The sequence below is a fragment of the Pseudomonas sp. B22129 genome (assembly GCF_044218875.1).
Taxonomy (GTDB): Bacteria; Pseudomonadota; Gammaproteobacteria; order Pseudomonadales; family Pseudomonadaceae; genus Aquipseudomonas.
Genome location: NZ_CP162592.1, coordinates 5,941,316 through 5,955,852 on the forward strand (window position 1 = coordinate 5,941,316; position 14,537 = coordinate 5,955,852).

General features: G+C 61.5%; 10 protein-coding genes and 1 pseudogene. 5 read left to right on the forward strand and 6 right to left on the reverse strand.

The features are described from left to right. Positions 1-59: 59 nt before the first annotated feature. Together AB4P94_RS26900 and AB4P94_RS26905 are read right to left on the reverse strand one after the other, a co-directional pair. Complete coding sequence (locus tag AB4P94_RS26900) at positions 60-518, reverse strand: YkvA family protein (RefSeq protein WP_395608310.1); 459 nt, start codon at positions 516-518, stop codon at positions 60-62. 311 nt (positions 519-829) lie between these two features. Continuing rightward, positions 830-1,570, reverse strand: a complete 741-nt coding sequence (locus tag AB4P94_RS26905; protein WP_017136377.1) for an FKBP-type peptidyl-prolyl cis-trans isomerase — start codon at positions 1,568-1,570, stop codon at positions 830-832. Between the two features lie 247 nt (positions 1,571-1,817). Here AB4P94_RS26905 and AB4P94_RS26910 point away from each other — a divergent pair, with 247 nt between their 5' ends. The 3 genes from AB4P94_RS26910 (at position 1,818) to AB4P94_RS26920 (ending at position 5,075) form a co-directional block, all read left to right on the forward strand. After that, positions 1,818-3,629: a di-heme-cytochrome C peroxidase gene (locus AB4P94_RS26910; RefSeq protein ID WP_395608311.1), complete on the forward strand. Its 1,812-nt coding sequence runs from the start codon at positions 1,818-1,820 to the stop codon at positions 3,627-3,629. Continuing rightward, positions 3,626-4,789 carry a catalase family protein gene (locus AB4P94_RS26915; RefSeq protein WP_395608312.1) on the forward strand — a complete coding sequence of 388 codons (1,164 nt, stop codon included), beginning with the start codon at positions 3,626-3,628 and terminating at the stop codon, positions 4,787-4,789. Before AB4P94_RS26910 ends, AB4P94_RS26915 begins: the two co-directional genes overlap by 4 nt. 157 nt (positions 4,790-4,946) lie before the next feature. Further along, positions 4,947-5,075, forward strand: coding sequence for a hypothetical protein (locus AB4P94_RS26920; protein ID WP_395608313.1), 129 nt, complete (start codon positions 4,947-4,949; stop codon positions 5,073-5,075). 38 nt (positions 5,076-5,113) lie between these two features. Here AB4P94_RS26920 and AB4P94_RS26925 read toward each other — a convergent pair whose 3' ends face one another. Further along, positions 5,114-7,219 carry a TonB-dependent receptor family protein gene (locus AB4P94_RS26925; RefSeq protein ID WP_395608314.1) on the reverse strand — a complete coding sequence of 702 codons (2,106 nt, stop codon included), beginning with the start codon at positions 7,217-7,219 and terminating at the stop codon, positions 5,114-5,116. A 435-nt stretch (positions 7,220-7,654) separates the two neighbouring features. Here AB4P94_RS26925 and AB4P94_RS26930 point away from each other — a divergent pair, with 435 nt between their 5' ends. Together AB4P94_RS26930 and AB4P94_RS26935 are read left to right on the forward strand one after the other, a co-directional pair. Beyond that, positions 7,655-8,842, forward strand: a complete 1,188-nt coding sequence (locus AB4P94_RS26930) for an acyl-CoA dehydrogenase family protein (protein ID WP_395608315.1) — start codon at positions 7,655-7,657, stop codon at positions 8,840-8,842. A 22-nt stretch (positions 8,843-8,864) separates the two neighbouring features. After that, positions 8,865-9,953 carry a sigma-54 interaction domain-containing protein gene (locus AB4P94_RS26935; protein WP_395608316.1) on the forward strand — a complete coding sequence of 363 codons (1,089 nt, stop codon included), beginning with the start codon at positions 8,865-8,867 and terminating at the stop codon, positions 9,951-9,953. A gap of 21 nt (positions 9,954-9,974) precedes the next feature. On the opposite strand, the gene AB4P94_RS26940 is transcribed toward AB4P94_RS26935, so the two are convergent. The 3 genes and pseudogenes from AB4P94_RS26940 to AB4P94_RS26950 all read right to left on the reverse strand — a co-directional run bounded on the left by AB4P94_RS26940 (position 9,975) and on the right by AB4P94_RS26950 (position 14,521). Next, on the reverse strand, positions 9,975-11,780 hold the full coding sequence (locus tag AB4P94_RS26940) for an ABC transporter ATP-binding protein (protein ID WP_395608317.1): 1,806 nt from the start codon (positions 11,778-11,780) through the stop codon (positions 9,975-9,977). Between the two features lie 96 nt (positions 11,781-11,876). Continuing rightward, positions 11,877-13,241 (reverse strand): annotated as a pseudogene (locus AB4P94_RS26945) (MFS transporter). Between the two features lie 71 nt (positions 13,242-13,312). Next, entirely contained in the window at positions 13,313-14,521 is a 1,209-nt protein-coding gene (locus AB4P94_RS26950; RefSeq protein ID WP_395608318.1) for an acyl-CoA dehydrogenase family protein, read from the reverse strand. Positions 14,522-14,537 lie beyond the last annotated feature (16 nt).

Genomic DNA, 14,537 nt, shown 5'->3' on the forward strand with positions numbered 1-14,537 from the left:
AGTTCTTTCCTTAGAAGTGTAATCCTAACAGCCACAAAGGTCGCAGGGGGATATACGTGTCATCCGTTTTTTTGCGGGTTTTCCCGGGCCAACAGTTCAGGCGTCGCAGGCAGGCGCTCAACCACCGCCAGTTTTTCCGGGCGCTGGGCGTCGCGCCAGGCGCGAAAGGCGCTCAGCTCGCCGTCCAGGGTCTTCATGACCCATGCCAGCACGGCAATGTCATCGAGCATGCCGAACACGGGGATAAAGTCCGGGATCGCATCGATCGGGCTGAGAAAGTACATAAGCCCCGCCACCACCGAGATCAGGGCCTTTGGGCTGATCGCGCGATACTCGCCCCGCCAGTAGGCCAGGCACAGGGCCTGGAGCAACTTGAGATCATCTTTGAGCTTGCCCAGGCGGTTGCCCTGGCTTGAGCCTTTGGCGGCCACGGCAAACAGCAGGGTTGGCAGGCGGCCACGCCCCAGCAAGCGCGCGGCCATGGGCAGGAAGCGGGTGAAATTGAAGGGTGGTTTCATTCGTCACTCCAGTTCCATACGACAGAAAGGTTATCCACACAAATTGTGGATAACCTTGTGAACAGAGCCTGTTTTCATGGCTGAAAGCCACGGACTACAAGGCTTGCAGTCAGATCGGGCATTTTTTGCGCACATAAAAAAAACCCAAGATTTCATTGACTTGGCGCGGATGTGCGACTACCCGTGCTCGAGTCTTATATCAGACTGTTTCAGGTTGGCGATGTTCGATCGGATTTGCAAAGGCTGCAATTTGAAAGCTCCAGAAACAACAACGCCCCGTCGAGACGGGGCGTTGTGTGTTCAACCGCTGATTACTTCTTGGCAGCCGGTGCAGCCGGTGCGTCAGGGGCTTCAGCCTTGGCTGGGTCCTTGATGGCCAGCAGTTCCAGGTCGAATACCAGCACGGAGTTGGCTGGAATCGCCGGGCTCGGGCTCTGCGCGCCGTAAGCCAGGTCGGACGGGATGTAGAGTTCGACCTTCTCGCCCACGTGCATCAATTGCAGGCCTTCAACCCAACCCGGAATCACGCCGCTGACCGGCAGGTCAATCGGGCTGCCGCGATCCACGGAGCTGTCAAAGGTAGTACCGTTGGTGAGCTTGCCGGTGTAGTGAACAGTCACTACGTCGGTAGGCTTGGGCTGGGCGCCGTCGGCCTTCTTCACGATCTTGTACTGCAGACCGGAAGCGGTGGTCACTACGCCGTCTTTCTTGGCGTTGTCTTCGAGGAATTTCTTGCCGGCGGCTGCCGACTCTTCACTCATCTTGGTCATGCGTTCTTCAGCACGCTTTTGCAGTGCGGCAAACGCTTCAACCAGCTCGTCGTCTTTCAGCTTCTGTTCTTTCTTGCCGACGGCATCTTCGATGCCTTGGGCTACCGCTTTGGAGTCCAGGTCATCCATGCCTTCTTGGGCAAGGCTTTTGCCCATGTTCAGGCCGATGCCGTAGGAAGCTTTCTGCGCCGGGGTTTTCAGCTCTACGCTGGTCTGCGAATCACAACCCGCAAGTACCAGGCTAACCAGGGCCACCGCCGCCGCCAACCGATGCTGTTTCATGCTATTTCCTTGTTCGTGCGCCAAAAGGGCATTCGAGTAAAGTCGCGAGCTTATCAGGCGGCCACGACCAATGGCTACCGGCATCTGAGGCGGAAACTTCTGATAAGTTCACGTGTTTAAAAGCAATTTCATTCATTATGGTCATCCGCGACGGATCGCGGGACCACCTGAGCCCAGGCTAATGGCCACTTGCCGCACCTGTGGCTCAATGGCATAAGAACGCAACAACTCGACAAGGATAGTTATCTTGCGCATTTTTTCCCGTGTATTGCTTCTGATACTCATAGCCCTCGGCCTGCTTCTGGCTGTGGTGCTCTACTACACCCTCAACCCCAAGCTGCCGGACTACGTGCCCGTGGAGCAGGTGCACTACCAGGATCAATGGAGTGCCGCCGACCGCCAGACCTACTACTTCACACCCCAGGGCACCCAAGTTAAAGGCCTGCATTACGACTGGTTTACCGCCCTGGAGTTGCCATTTTCCGAGCAACGCTTCGCCACGCCTGAGTACCTGGCGCGCTTCGGCTTTCTGGTCGATCCCAAGCAAGTGCCAACCCAACAAAATCCCGGCAACCTGCCCGTGGGTTTCGCCCGCCATCAGAACGCCGGCAGCCAAGTCGAATACCTGGACATCACCTGCGCCGCTTGCCACACCGGCGAGCTGCACTTCAAAGGCCAGGCCCTGCGCATCGACGGCGGTTCAGCCCAGCACGTACTGCCCTCCAGCGTGCCCACCCTGCGCGGCGGCAGCTTCGGTCAGGCGTTGGTGGCCAGCCTGGCCGCCACCTATTACATGCCCTGGAAATTTGACCGCTTCGCCCGCGCAGTGCTCGGTCATGACTACGACGAGCACAACAAAAACCTGCTGCGCCAGGCCTTCAAACAGTCGCTGAACCAGTTCCTCAAAGTTGCCTGGAACGACACCCACCGCGGCCTCTATCCCACCGAAGAAGGCCCGGGCCGCACCGACGCGTTCGGCCGCATCGCCAACGCCAGCTTCGGCGATGCCATCTCGCCAGAGAATTATCGTGTCGCCAATGCGCCAGTGGACTATCCCCACCTGTGGGATATCTGGACCTTCGACTGGGTGCAATGGAACGGCTCGGCCCAGCAACCCATGGCACGCAATATCGGCGAAGCCCTTGGCGTTGGCGCTACGCTGACCTTCTTCGACAGCGCCGGCCAGCCCTTGCAAGGCGACGCCCGTTACCCCTCCAGCGTGCGCGTGCGCGACCTGAACCTGATCGAAGAAACCCTGCAACGCCTCAAACCGCCGACCTGGCCCGAAGACTTGTTCGGCGCCGTCGATAAACCCCTTGCCGCCCAGGGGCGCGCACTGTTCGCCGAAAACTGTGCAGGTTGCCACGTGCCAACCGTCACCCAGGAAAATGGCCGCCCGGTGCAACAACTGAAAATGCTCCCCGTGGACTACATCGGCACCGACCCGGGCGCCGCCAGCAACATCGCCGACCAGCGCTATGACCTGAGCGCCCTGCAATGGGACCCTGCGGAACTGGCCAAACTCAACGTCGAACTGCACCCGACGCCCACCGAACCCCTGGACCTGACAAAAATGTCGGTGGCCAAAGGCCTGGCCTACGTCACCGCGTTCGTGGAAGAGCACGCCTACCGCGCCGCCGGTGTCACCCCGGCCGAACGCCCGCGCCTGGACGGCTATGGCTTGCCCATCGGCGTACGCGAACTGCGCGCCTACAAGGCGCGGCCACTGGCTGGCATCTGGGCCACTCCACCGTTTTTGCACAACGGCTCGGTGCCCACGATCTACCAACTGCTCTCGCCCCAGGACGAGCGCAGCACCACCTTCTATAAAGGCACTTTTGACTACGACCCACGCCACCTGGGCTTCCAGACCGGCGCGTTCAAGAATGCCTTTTTGTTCGATACCCAAATCACCGGCAACCACAACAGCGGCCACGAATTCCGTGCCGGCCAGCGTGGCAATGGCGTAATCGGCCGCAGCCTGCTGCCGCAGGAACGCTGGGCGCTGCTGGAATACCTCAAAGTGCTGGGCGGCCCGCTGGAGCAACAACTGCCATGATGATTCGATCGCCATACAAAGAACGCTCCCTCCTCGCTCGCCTCTGGCTGGGCCTGGGCAAGTTTCTCGGCAAGACGCTGCTGTGGTTGGCAGGCCTGGGCTTGCTCGGCTGGCTGGCGGCCACCGCCTGGTTCGCCTGGCAGCACAGCGGCCCGGTGTCGCCGAACGAGCAGATCCCGCCCGATGAAGCGGCGATGACCCAAGGCATCATCCAGACGGCGGTGCGCATCGTCGATCAACACCGCGAAGGCACACGCTCCCTGCGCGATGCCCATGCCAAGGCCCACGGCTGCGTGAAGGCCGAAGTCAGCGTGCTGGCTGACCTCGACCCGGCTCTGCGCCAGGGCGTGTTCGCCGAGCCGGGCAAGACCTGGCAGGCAATGATGCGGCTGTCCAACGGCAACGCCTACCCGCAGTTCGACAGCATCCGCGATGCACGCGGCATGGCGATCAAGCTGTTGGACGTGCCGGGCAAACAGCTGATGGCCGACCAGCAGGCGCGAACGGAGCAGGACTTCGTGATGTTCAGCCACCCGAACTTCTTTGTCAGCGATGTGGCGGAATACGCGCAGAACATCGGCGCCCAGGCGGATGGCAAAAAAGTGCTGGCGTTTTTCCCCAAGGCTGACCCGCGCAGTTGGCAGGTGCGCCACCTGTTTATCGCCCTGGCGACCCTGGCCCCGGCGCCCGCCAGCCCGGCACAGACGACGTACTTTTCAGTCTCGCCCTACAAGTTCGGCACGGCCAACGCCAAGTTCCGCGTCGCCCCGGACCCGCAAAGCTGCCCGCAATACGTACTGCCCAAACAGAACGAAGACCTGCCGAACTTCCTGCGCAGTGCCTTGAACCAGCAGCTGTCCACCGACCGTGTACCGGCGTGTTTCGTGTTGCAGATCCAGCGCCAGAATCCGCAAAAGTTCATGCCGATCGAAGACACCAGCATTGAATGGAAGGAAAGCGATGCGCCGTATGAGACGGTGGCCAAGGTGAAGATTCCTGCCCAGGATTTCGACACACAGGCCTTGAACCTGGCGTGCGACAACCAGTCGTTCAACCCTTGGTTTGGCGTGGAAGAACACCGCCCCATCGGCGGCATCAACCGGTTGCGCAAGGCGGTGTATGAAGCCGTCAGCGATTACCGGCACAGCCGCAACCAGTGACACCCGCGCGGCCTTCACAGGGCCGCCACACCGGGCCAACCGTAAAGTCTGCGTATGATTGTGCGGTTCGCCATAACGATTACGTCGTGCCTATTGAGTGACAAAGCCCACGGGATTTATCGTCGTTTCCTACCCCAAAACCCGTAGGAAATTCATCGTGGAAAGTTCAACTTTAGGCATGGTCGTCCTGTCAATGATTGCGCTCTTCGGCACCGCCGCGTTTTGTTTCGAGCACCTCGCCACCCGCGATGAAAAGAAAAAGAAACCCGAACAAACCGACCGTTGAGCCCAAGCCTGCCGCTGCGGCAGGCTCATCGCGCCGGGTCAGAAATGGAACGCCACGCCCGTGGTCACGTTAAACGCATCCCCCACGTAGAAGTTGGCCGAGTCCTGGCCCTTGGCGTCATACGCCGTGTTGGTGGCGGTCGCGTAGCGTTTGTTGGTCAGGTTGCGGGCGTCGACAAACACCTCCCATTTTTTACTCGGCGCCTCGTAGCCGACCTTGGCGCCCAATAGCGTGTAGGACGGCGCGCTCAGGGAGTTGGCAAAGTCGACGTAATAGCTCGACGCCGCCCGGGCATTGAGCTGCGCATAGAAGCCGCTGCCCTGACGATATTCCAGCTCGGCCTGGTAGACCTGACGCGGCAGGCCCGGCAGTTGGTTGTCACCGAATACCGAGTCATTGCGGTAGTGGAAGTCATTGAAGGTATAGGCCTGGCGCAGTGTCACCGTGTCGCCATTGCCGCCGTCCCACAACTGCGCGTTCAACCCGGCTTCGACGCCCTGGTGAATCGTGGCGCTGCCATTGGACGTAGCCACCAACTGGTCCTGAGTCGCCGTCGCCTGGCGTACCACCACCGACAGCAGTTCTTTCTGAACCCACGAGCGGTAAACCGTCAGGCTGCCATCGAAAATGCCGTGGCCGCCGCGAATGCCAAACTCCACGGTATTCGCCTTTTGCGGCCGCACGTCTCGAATGTAAGGCGTACCGGTACTGCCCAACTGCCAGGTGACCGGCGGATCAACAGAGCGGCTGACGTTGCCGAACACTTCGAATTCCGGGGTCAGCTGGTAGCGCAGCCCAATGCGCGGGGCGACGTCGGTCTCGTCATATTCGACACCACTGGGGAACGCGCTGGTGTTGGTGCCGGTGCTGTATTCGATCTGCGCCTTGCGCTTGATATCAATCAGCGACAGCCCGGTGGACAACCACGTACGGTCATTCAACTGCAGTTCGTTGCCGAGGGAAAATACGGTGTCGCGCGAGCCCGTATAGTTAGTTTTCTGTTGCGTGATGTCGGTGGCCCGGCTGTGGGATTTCACGTCAGCCAGGTAAGACAACGTGTTGCTGAAGGTCACGCTGCTGTCACTGCGCAGGCCGAAAACTGTGTCGGCGGTGCGCAGGTAGCGCAGGGTCAGGTTGACGTCCTGGGAACGCCATTCCTGAGGGGTGGGCGAATAGCGCCAGCCGTTGTCCAGCGGATAGTCGTTGTAACCCAGGCCCACTTCCAGCTTGGCGTTGTCGTCGAACGTGTAGGTGGTCGTGCTGCCCAGCAGTGTCGAGCCGTCCTTCTTGCGCCCGATAGGGACAAGGTTGCTGGTGGGGTCGTGCTTGAGTTGGTACTTGGTCAGGGTGTTGCCCTGGCTGAGGGTTTCCTCTTTGTAGCGCAGATAGAAACGCGTCTCCAGTTGCGGGCTGAACACGTGCCCGAAGTTGGCGACAATCCCCTGCCCTTTGTTTGGCGTGTTGTCTTGATAGCCCTCGCGCTCGTTGTGCTGCAGGCTGATGTAGTAGTCGTTGTCGCCGTCCACGCCGCCGGTACTCAGTTGCTGCTTGCGATAGCCAAAGCTGCCGGCCTCAAAGCGTGCGTAATTGCCCGGGTCGGTGCGGCCGGTCTTGCTCACGAAGTTGATGGCGCCACCCAGTGACAACGCGCTATAGCGAAACGCGTTGGCGCCGTAGAGCACTTCGGTGTGGTCCACCGAGGCCATGTCGAGCATGTCTTCCTGGGTACCACCGGGGCCGGTCAACGGCAGGCCGTCGTAGAGAAATTTGATCCCCAACACATAGCCTTGATAGAAGGTGTTGAGGCCCGAACCCCGGATCGAAATCTTGTTGGCACCCGAGCCGCTGGTGGCCTGGGCGAATACGCCCGGCTGCAACGCCAACACATCCTCGGCATTTGCGGCGCGGCCCTGCTCGATTTTACGGTTATCGATCACCGCGGTTTTACCGGGCACTTTGCTCAGTTGCTGCTCGGCCTTTTGCGCTTCGGTCGCTTGCGCGCCGGTGACCACCACCGTGGCCAGGGTCGGGTCAGCCTGCGCAGCGAAGGCCGCACCTTGTACCAGCAGCAACAGCACGCCAAGGCTGGAAGCCGTGGCCAGTGACTCAAAACGACGAGCGCGTGGTTCAAACAGTTGCCGCATGAATTAAATACTCCGGGGGTTTGCGATTAGTTGGAGCATCTATTCGTATAGTCGCGCTCTGATTTGAACTTAGCAGGGTTTGTGCCACCTCAAAACATTCAATAAACACAGGCCTGCGCGAAAAAAACCACGCAACAAGACCAACACTTTGCTGGTGAAATGTTCGTTTCCAAACACTAATAAAGACATACTATTGATTCTATGTTTAATCGATAAAAGCATAACGAACACCCCGCCGCACGGCGCTTCCAACTGTGCAAAAGCCAACAGCCCGCCAACAAAAGTTGCTTATCGGACAATCAGGATGGCTGCAAAAACCGCAAAAGCCACACGTCATCCAACCGTTGTTACTTGGTATGGGTTTTGCTCTACCTCTGCACAACTTAAATGAATCCATTCACGCAGTGACGATTATCAAACAACGAGGTATGACGCGTGACGGTGAACTTACTCCACACCCGCAGGACGCCACTGGAGATTGCCCGTGGGCTGGCGACCGAGTTCGCCCGCACCGCCGTCGACCGTGATGCCATCGGCGGCACGCCCAAAGCCGAACGCGACAAGCTGCGCGCCAGTGGCCTGCTGTCCCTGAGCATTCCCGGGCAATTTGGCGGGCTGGGCGCCAACTGGTCGGAAACCTTCGCAGTGGTACGCGAGTTTGCCCGGGTCGACAGTTCCATCGCCCACGTCTTCGGCTTTCATCACTTGATGCTCGCCACCGTCCGCTTGTTTGCGACCCCCGCACAATGGCAAACCTGGTTCAGCCTGACCGCCAGCAACAACTGGTTCTGGGGCAATACCCTGAACCCGCTGGATACGCGCACGGTGGTCAAGCGCCACAGTGGCTGGCGCGAATTTTCCGGGCAGAAAAACTTCTGCTCGGGGGCCAACGACTCCGAGATGCTGATCGCCTCGGCCATCGATGAAAGCGCGGGCGGCACGTTGCTGATCGCAGCCATTCCCAGCGGGCGCAGCGGCATCATCCTGCACAACGACTGGCACAACATGGGCCAGCGCCAGACCGACAGCGGCAGCGTGACCTTCAAGCGTGTACGGGTGGAAGAATCCGACCTGCTGCTCGACCCCGGCCCGCTGAGCACGCCCTTCGCCTGCCTGCGCCCGCTGATCGCACAGCTGCACTTCGCCAATATCTTCCTGGGCATCGCCGAGGGCGCGTTCGAGGAGGCGCGCCACTACACCCTCGAAGAAGCGCGGCCATGGTTTCGCTCGACCGCCACCCGCAGCCATCAAGACCCGTATGTGCTCAGTCACTACGGCGAGTTCTGGATTGCCCTGCAAAGCGCCCGGCTGCTGGTGGACCGCGCCGGTGTGCTGCTGGATGCGGCTTGGGCCAAGGGCGCGGCGCTGACCGCCGAAGAGCGCAGCGAGGTCGCGATTGCGATTGCCACCGCCAAAGTCGTCGCCAACCGCAACGGCCTGGAGTTGTGTAGCAAGGTCTTCGAGGTCACCGGGGCGCGTGCCACTAACGCCTCGGTGGCGCTCGACAGGCACTGGCGCAACCTGCGCACCCAGAGCCTGCATGACCCGCTGGACTACAAGCTTCATGAACTGGGCGAATGGGCACTGAACGGTACCCCGCCCGTCCCGACTTTTTATTCATGATCTTTTATTCAAAGGCCCCTCCATGCAACTGCTGACGTTACCGCCCTCGCCCGCCCTCGCCACCTCGATCCGCGCCACCGCGCAGGTGTTTGAAGACCCCAGGTCCAAGGCGCTGCTGCAACATGTGCAACAAGTCGCGCCCAGCGAAGCCAGCGTGCTGATCATTGGTGAAACCGGCACCGGCAAGGAGCTGGTGGCGCGCCATATCCATAACCTCAGCAGCCGCAAGGCGCAGCCTTTCGTGGCAGTCAATTGCGGCGCGTTTTCCGAATCATTGGTGGAAGCTGAACTGTTCGGCCACGAAAAAGGTGCGTTCACCGGGGCCTTGAGCGCCAAGGCCGGCTGGTTTGAAGAGGCCAACGGCGGCACGCTGTTCCTGGATGAAATCGGCGACTTGCCGATGTCGATCCAGGTCAAGCTGCTGCGGGTGTTGCAAGAGCGCGAGGTGGTACGCCTGGGCTCGCGCAAAAGCATTGCGATCAATGTGCGGGTGCTGGCGGCGACCAATGTGCAGCTGGAAAAAGCCATCAACGCCGGGCATTTTCGCGAGGACCTGTTCTACCGCCTGAACGTGGTGAACCTGGTGCTCAGCCCGCTCCGGGACCGCCCCGGTGACATCCTGCCGCTGGTGCACTATTTCATCGGCACCTACAGCCGCCGCCTCGGTTACGGCGAGATTGTTCTTGGCAATGAGGCCGAGCAACGGCTTGCCACTTACAGCTGGCCCGGGAACATTCGCGAACTGGAAAACGTCATCCACCACACCTTGCTGATCTGCCGTGACGGCGTGATCCAGGCCGATGACCTGCGCATGTCCAACCTGCGTATCGAGCGCCAGGAAGACAGCCACACGGCGCACGATTTGCTCGAGCAAGCCTTCCAGCGGCTGTTCGAAGAGCAGGTCGATAACCTCCACGAACAGGTCGAACGCAGCCTGCTGAGCGCCGCTTACCGGCTCTGCCAGCACAACCAGGTGCACACCGCCGAGTTGCTGGGGCTGAGCCGCAACGTGACGCGCACCTTGCTGATCAACCTGGGCGAGCTGAAGGTCAACAAGCGCCGCTCGCCGGCCACCGCCAAGGATGACCGGGTGCTGCACCTGTCGATCTGACTGCTGCCTGACGCCGCTGGATCACAGCGCCACTTCGTCCAGCGCGTCGCTGAACTGGCGGCTCCACAGCCGCGCGTATTGGCCGCCCTGGCGCAGTAACTGCTCGTGGCTGCCATCCTCGACCACCCGCCCGTTGTCGAACACCAGAATCCGGTCCAGATGGGCCACGGTAGACAGCCGATGCGCGACCACCAGCACAGTCTTGTCTTCCATGATTTCGTCGAGTTTGTCCTGGATAAACCGCTCGGTGATCGAGTCCAGGCTGGAGGTGGCTTCGTCCATCACTAGGATCGGCGCGTTCTTGAGCAACACCCGCGCAATCGCAATGCGCTGGCGTTGGCCACCGGACAGCTTGACCCCACGCTCGCCGACCAGCGACTCGTAGCCCTGCTCCATGCTGTCGATAAACTCACTGGCGCCGGCGCGATGAATGGCCTCGGCCACCTCCTCCATCGACGCGTCCAGCCGCCCGTAATGAATGTTCTCGCGGATGCTGCGGTGAAACAGCCCGGGCTCCTGGGGAATCAGGCCGATCTGCTGGTGCAGCGAGTGCTGGGTGACCTCGCGCACGTCCTTGCCATCCACCAGCACCTGGCCGTTCTGCACGTCGTAGAGGCGCAGCAGCACGCTCAACAATGTCGACTTGCCGGAACCCGAAGCGCCCACCAACCCGACTTTCTGGCCGGCAGGAATCACGATATTCAGGTGCTCGAAAACCGGCCGGCCACTGCCGTAGCTGAAGCCCACATCGCGAAACTCGATATCGCCGCGCTCGACCTGCAGCGCCTTGGCACCCGGTGCGTCAATGACCTCATGGGGGCGAATCAGGGTGCGTACGCCGTTGGCGATATTGCCGGTGGCTTCGAAGAACTCCAGAAAGCGCCGGGACAAGTTGCCCACATCACTGATGATCAGCAGCGACAGGCTGGTAGCCATCACAAACGCCGCGATGTCGATGCGCTGGGTGCGCCACAGGTACAGCGCCAGCAGCAACAGACCCAGTTTGAGCACCACGCCGCAGCTGGTCTGGAACCAGCGGATGCGCTCCATGTAACCCAGGGAACGGTAAGCGGCGGTCACCTCCTTGTCGAGGAAGGTCCCCAGGTAACTGTGCTCGAACGCATGCCGGGCAAACAGGCGGATATTGGCCAGGTTGGACACCGCATCCACCACCTTGCCGGTACTGGTGCTGCGCGCCGCCGAATACTGCTGGGCCAGAGGATGGCTGCGGCGCGCGAGCAGGTAGCAGATGGCGATGAACACCACCGACCAGCCGGCCATGAACAGCGCCAGCAACGGTGACGCGGTCCACAGCAATGCCGTGGCCAGGCTCAGCGTCACCAGCAACGGGATCAGGTCGAACAGCACAATGCTCAGCGTCTGGTTGACCCCCAGCGTCACCTCAGACACCCGGTGCGCCAGGGCACCGGCAAACTCGTTACTGATAAACCGGTGAGAGTGCTGTTGCAGGTAGGCAAATACCGTGTGGGTCACCGTATGCCGCTGCAAGGGCAACACGTGGATATGGCAGCCTGCCGCCGCGCGGGTGAACAACACTTCGCACACCAGCAGCCCGGCGAACAGGGTCAACGGCCATTGCAGCACCTCGAACGCGCGCTGCGCCTCCAGCCCGTTGCTGACGGTGCGCGTGATTTGCCCCAGCCCCCACGGGATCAGAATCGAACATACCACCGCCGCAATCTGCAGCAGCAAAATGGCCAGGTACCAGGCTTTGAAATGACCGATAAAATGCCGCACAAACGCCGCCGGTGTTGCCGGCAAGTGCTGGACATTCCAGGTACGAAACGATGAAAAAGACGCGCTCATGGCCGATTGAATTCCTGAATGACGCCTGTGGCCGCGCAGCTTTCAGGCAAAAAATGGGGGGTTTGAACGTTCCCGCGCAAGGCCCGGGAACGATCATCACCCTGCTCGTTTCACATACACCGCCGAGCCCGCCTGCGGCGACAGCCTGCGATAGACCAGCCCCGACAATGCGCATAACAACCCGGCGCCCGCCATGATCCAGGCGATATCACTTTGCTGAACGCTGGCATGCCCGCGTACCGCCATGATCAAACCCAACAGCGCCGCCGCAATTCCCACCGACAGGCTCAGCGTCAGCTGAATGGTCATCGCCGACAGGCTGCTGGCGCGGCTGGATTGCTCCGGCGGCACGTCGGCGTAGGTCAAGGCGCCCAGGGTGCTGAATTGCAGCGAGCGAATGATGCCGCTGGCAAACAGCACAAGCACCACGATCCAGTACGGCGTGGAAACGTCGAACAGCCCGCAGGCGACGATGGTCATGCCGGTGAGCACGGCGTTGCCGATCAGCGTGCGCCTGAAACCGAAGCGGCTGACGATTCGCGTCGCCAGCATCTTCATCAGGAACGCCCCGGCGCCACCGGCAAAACTCAGCAAGCCCGCCTGCAGCGGGTTAAGCCCGAAACACAGCTGGAACAGCAGCACCAGCAAGAAGGGTTGTGAGGCGCTGCCGATGCGCATCAGGTTGCCGCCCCAGAACGTCACCGCAAACGTCGGTATCTTCAGCAGTGACAGGTCGATCAACGGGTGCGCCGTGCGCCGTGCGTGCCGCGCATACAGCCACGCACTCAACAGCCCCACGCCAATCATCAGCAACGCCCACTGCCGCGCCAACAGGCCATGGCCCAACACTTCAAAACCAAACACCAGCCCGCCCAGCGCCACACTGCTCAGACATAACCCGACAATATCCAATGGCTGACGCGGCGCTCCCGGGTAATCGGGGATATAGCGCAGCACCAGCCACACGCCGAACACCCCGATGGGCAGGTTGATCAGGAAGATCCAGTGCCAGGACAGCAGCGTCACCAACAGCCCGCCCAAGGGCGGCCCGAGCAGCGGCCCCACCAGTGCCGCCACCGTCAGGTAGGACATGGCACGCAGCAGGTTTTCCCGCGCCGATCAGCGCAGCAGGATCACCTGCCCTACCGGCACCATCATCGCCCCCGCCGCACCCTGGACCATACGCGCCAGGGACAATTGCAGCAGCGAAGCCGAACCGGCGCAGGCCACCGACGCCAGGATAAACAGCACAATGGCGCTGATAAAAACCCGGCGCGGCCCGAACCGGTCGGCCGCCCAACCGCTGACCGGTACAAACAAGGCCACCGCCAGCAGGTACAACGACACCACCAGGTTCATGCGCACACTGGGCTCGCCGAAATCCCGCGCCATCTGCGGCAAGGCCGTGAGCACGGCAGTGGCGTCGATCAGCTCCATGAACAACGCACAGCCGATGATCATCGGCACCCGCCACGAATGGCCTGTGCCCGTCTCGCTCAAGGCGCGTGAAACTTCAGATTGGAGGGCGTTATTCAAAACAGCCCCGAGGTCGGTGGCGGCGTGCCTTTGAGTTGCCAGGCGCCCACTGCGGCGGCTTTCCAGTGCCGCGGGTTGTGGTTGGCGACGGTGCGTGCGTTGCGCCAGTGACGGTCCAGGTTGTGCGCGCGGCCGGTGGTGGACGCGCCGCCCACATCGAACACCAGCTCTGCGGCCTTGAGTGCCGCCTGCGCCGCGATGTATTGCGCCTGGGCGACATCCACCGCCGCCTGATCCACCGCCACCGCGTCCAGCTCAGCCGCCCAGGCGCGATCAATCGCCTGCGCCGCGTGCAGCACCACGGCTTCGGCGGTAAAGGCGCGGGCCGAAACGTCACCCACGGTCAATTCCACATAGGGATCATCCACCGAGCGCTGGGCGCTGCTGTGTTTGATCGGGCGCGCGTGGTCACGGGCAAAGGCCACTGCATCATTGAGCGCATTACGCGCGATACCGGCCTGCACCGCCGCGAGGAACACTTGCAGGAACGGCGTGACAATCGTGCGTTTGCCCTCCTCGACCGTGCGGGTGCGGATCTCGCTGGCCAACACCTGCACATCGTGCAAATGCGTGGTGCCGCTGGCGGTCAGGCGCTGGCCCATGGCGTCGAAATCATCCAGCAGTTCGAGGCCCTGGCGGTCACGCGGCAGGATGAACGACACCGGTTGATCGTTCTCGTCCAGCGCCACCGCGCTGACCCAGTCGGCATACAACGAACCGGTGCTGTAATACTTGCTGCCCGAGGCGCGGTAATGCTCACCGTCACGCACGATGCGCGCACTGATCGAGCCATTGGCGCCGCCCACTTCCCAGCCGGCATTGCCGATCACCGCACCTTGCAGGTAACGCGCAAACCAACGCTCGCGTTCGTCTTCGGCGCCCTCGGCCCGGGAGGCCAGCAACCCTTCGATAAAACCAAAGCCTGGGCGCAATGCCTGGGCCACATTGGAATCAGCCGAGGCGATACGGATCAGCAAGGCAATCGCGTCGCTGACCGAACCACCCGCGCCGCCGAAGCGCTTGGGAATGCGCACGGTAAACAGCCCGGCCTTGGCGATCTGCGCCACGGCCTCGTAAGGCAGTTGGCGTTCGCGCTCGCGTTGCGCCGCGCCTGCCGCGATCTGCGGCAGAATCCGGTCGGCGCGGGCGTTCAATTCAGCCACCGTCACACTCGGCGGCGTGGGTACAGCAGACAACTTGCTCATGGCACTTCCTTGATTC

Coding starts and splice junctions, on each gene's coding strand:
- AB4P94_RS26900 (WP_395608310.1), bottom strand. CDS start 518: ATGAAACCACCCTTCAATTTCACCCGCTTCCTGCCCATGGCCGCGCGC.
- AB4P94_RS26950 (WP_395608318.1), bottom strand. CDS start 14,521: ATGAGCAAGTTGTCTGCTGTACCCACGCCGCCGAGTGTGACGGTGGCT.
- AB4P94_RS26940 (WP_395608317.1), bottom strand. CDS start 11,780: ATGAGCGCGTCTTTTTCATCGTTTCGTACCTGGAATGTCCAGCACTTG.
- AB4P94_RS26915 (WP_395608312.1), top strand. CDS start 3,626: ATGATGATTCGATCGCCATACAAAGAACGCTCCCTCCTCGCTCGCCTC.
- AB4P94_RS26935 (WP_395608316.1), top strand. CDS start 8,865: ATGCAACTGCTGACGTTACCGCCCTCGCCCGCCCTCGCCACCTCGATC.
- AB4P94_RS26925 (WP_395608314.1), bottom strand. CDS start 7,219: ATGCGGCAACTGTTTGAACCACGCGCTCGTCGTTTTGAGTCACTGGCC.
- AB4P94_RS26905 (WP_017136377.1), bottom strand. CDS start 1,570: ATGAAACAGCATCGGTTGGCGGCGGCGGTGGCCCTGGTTAGCCTGGTA.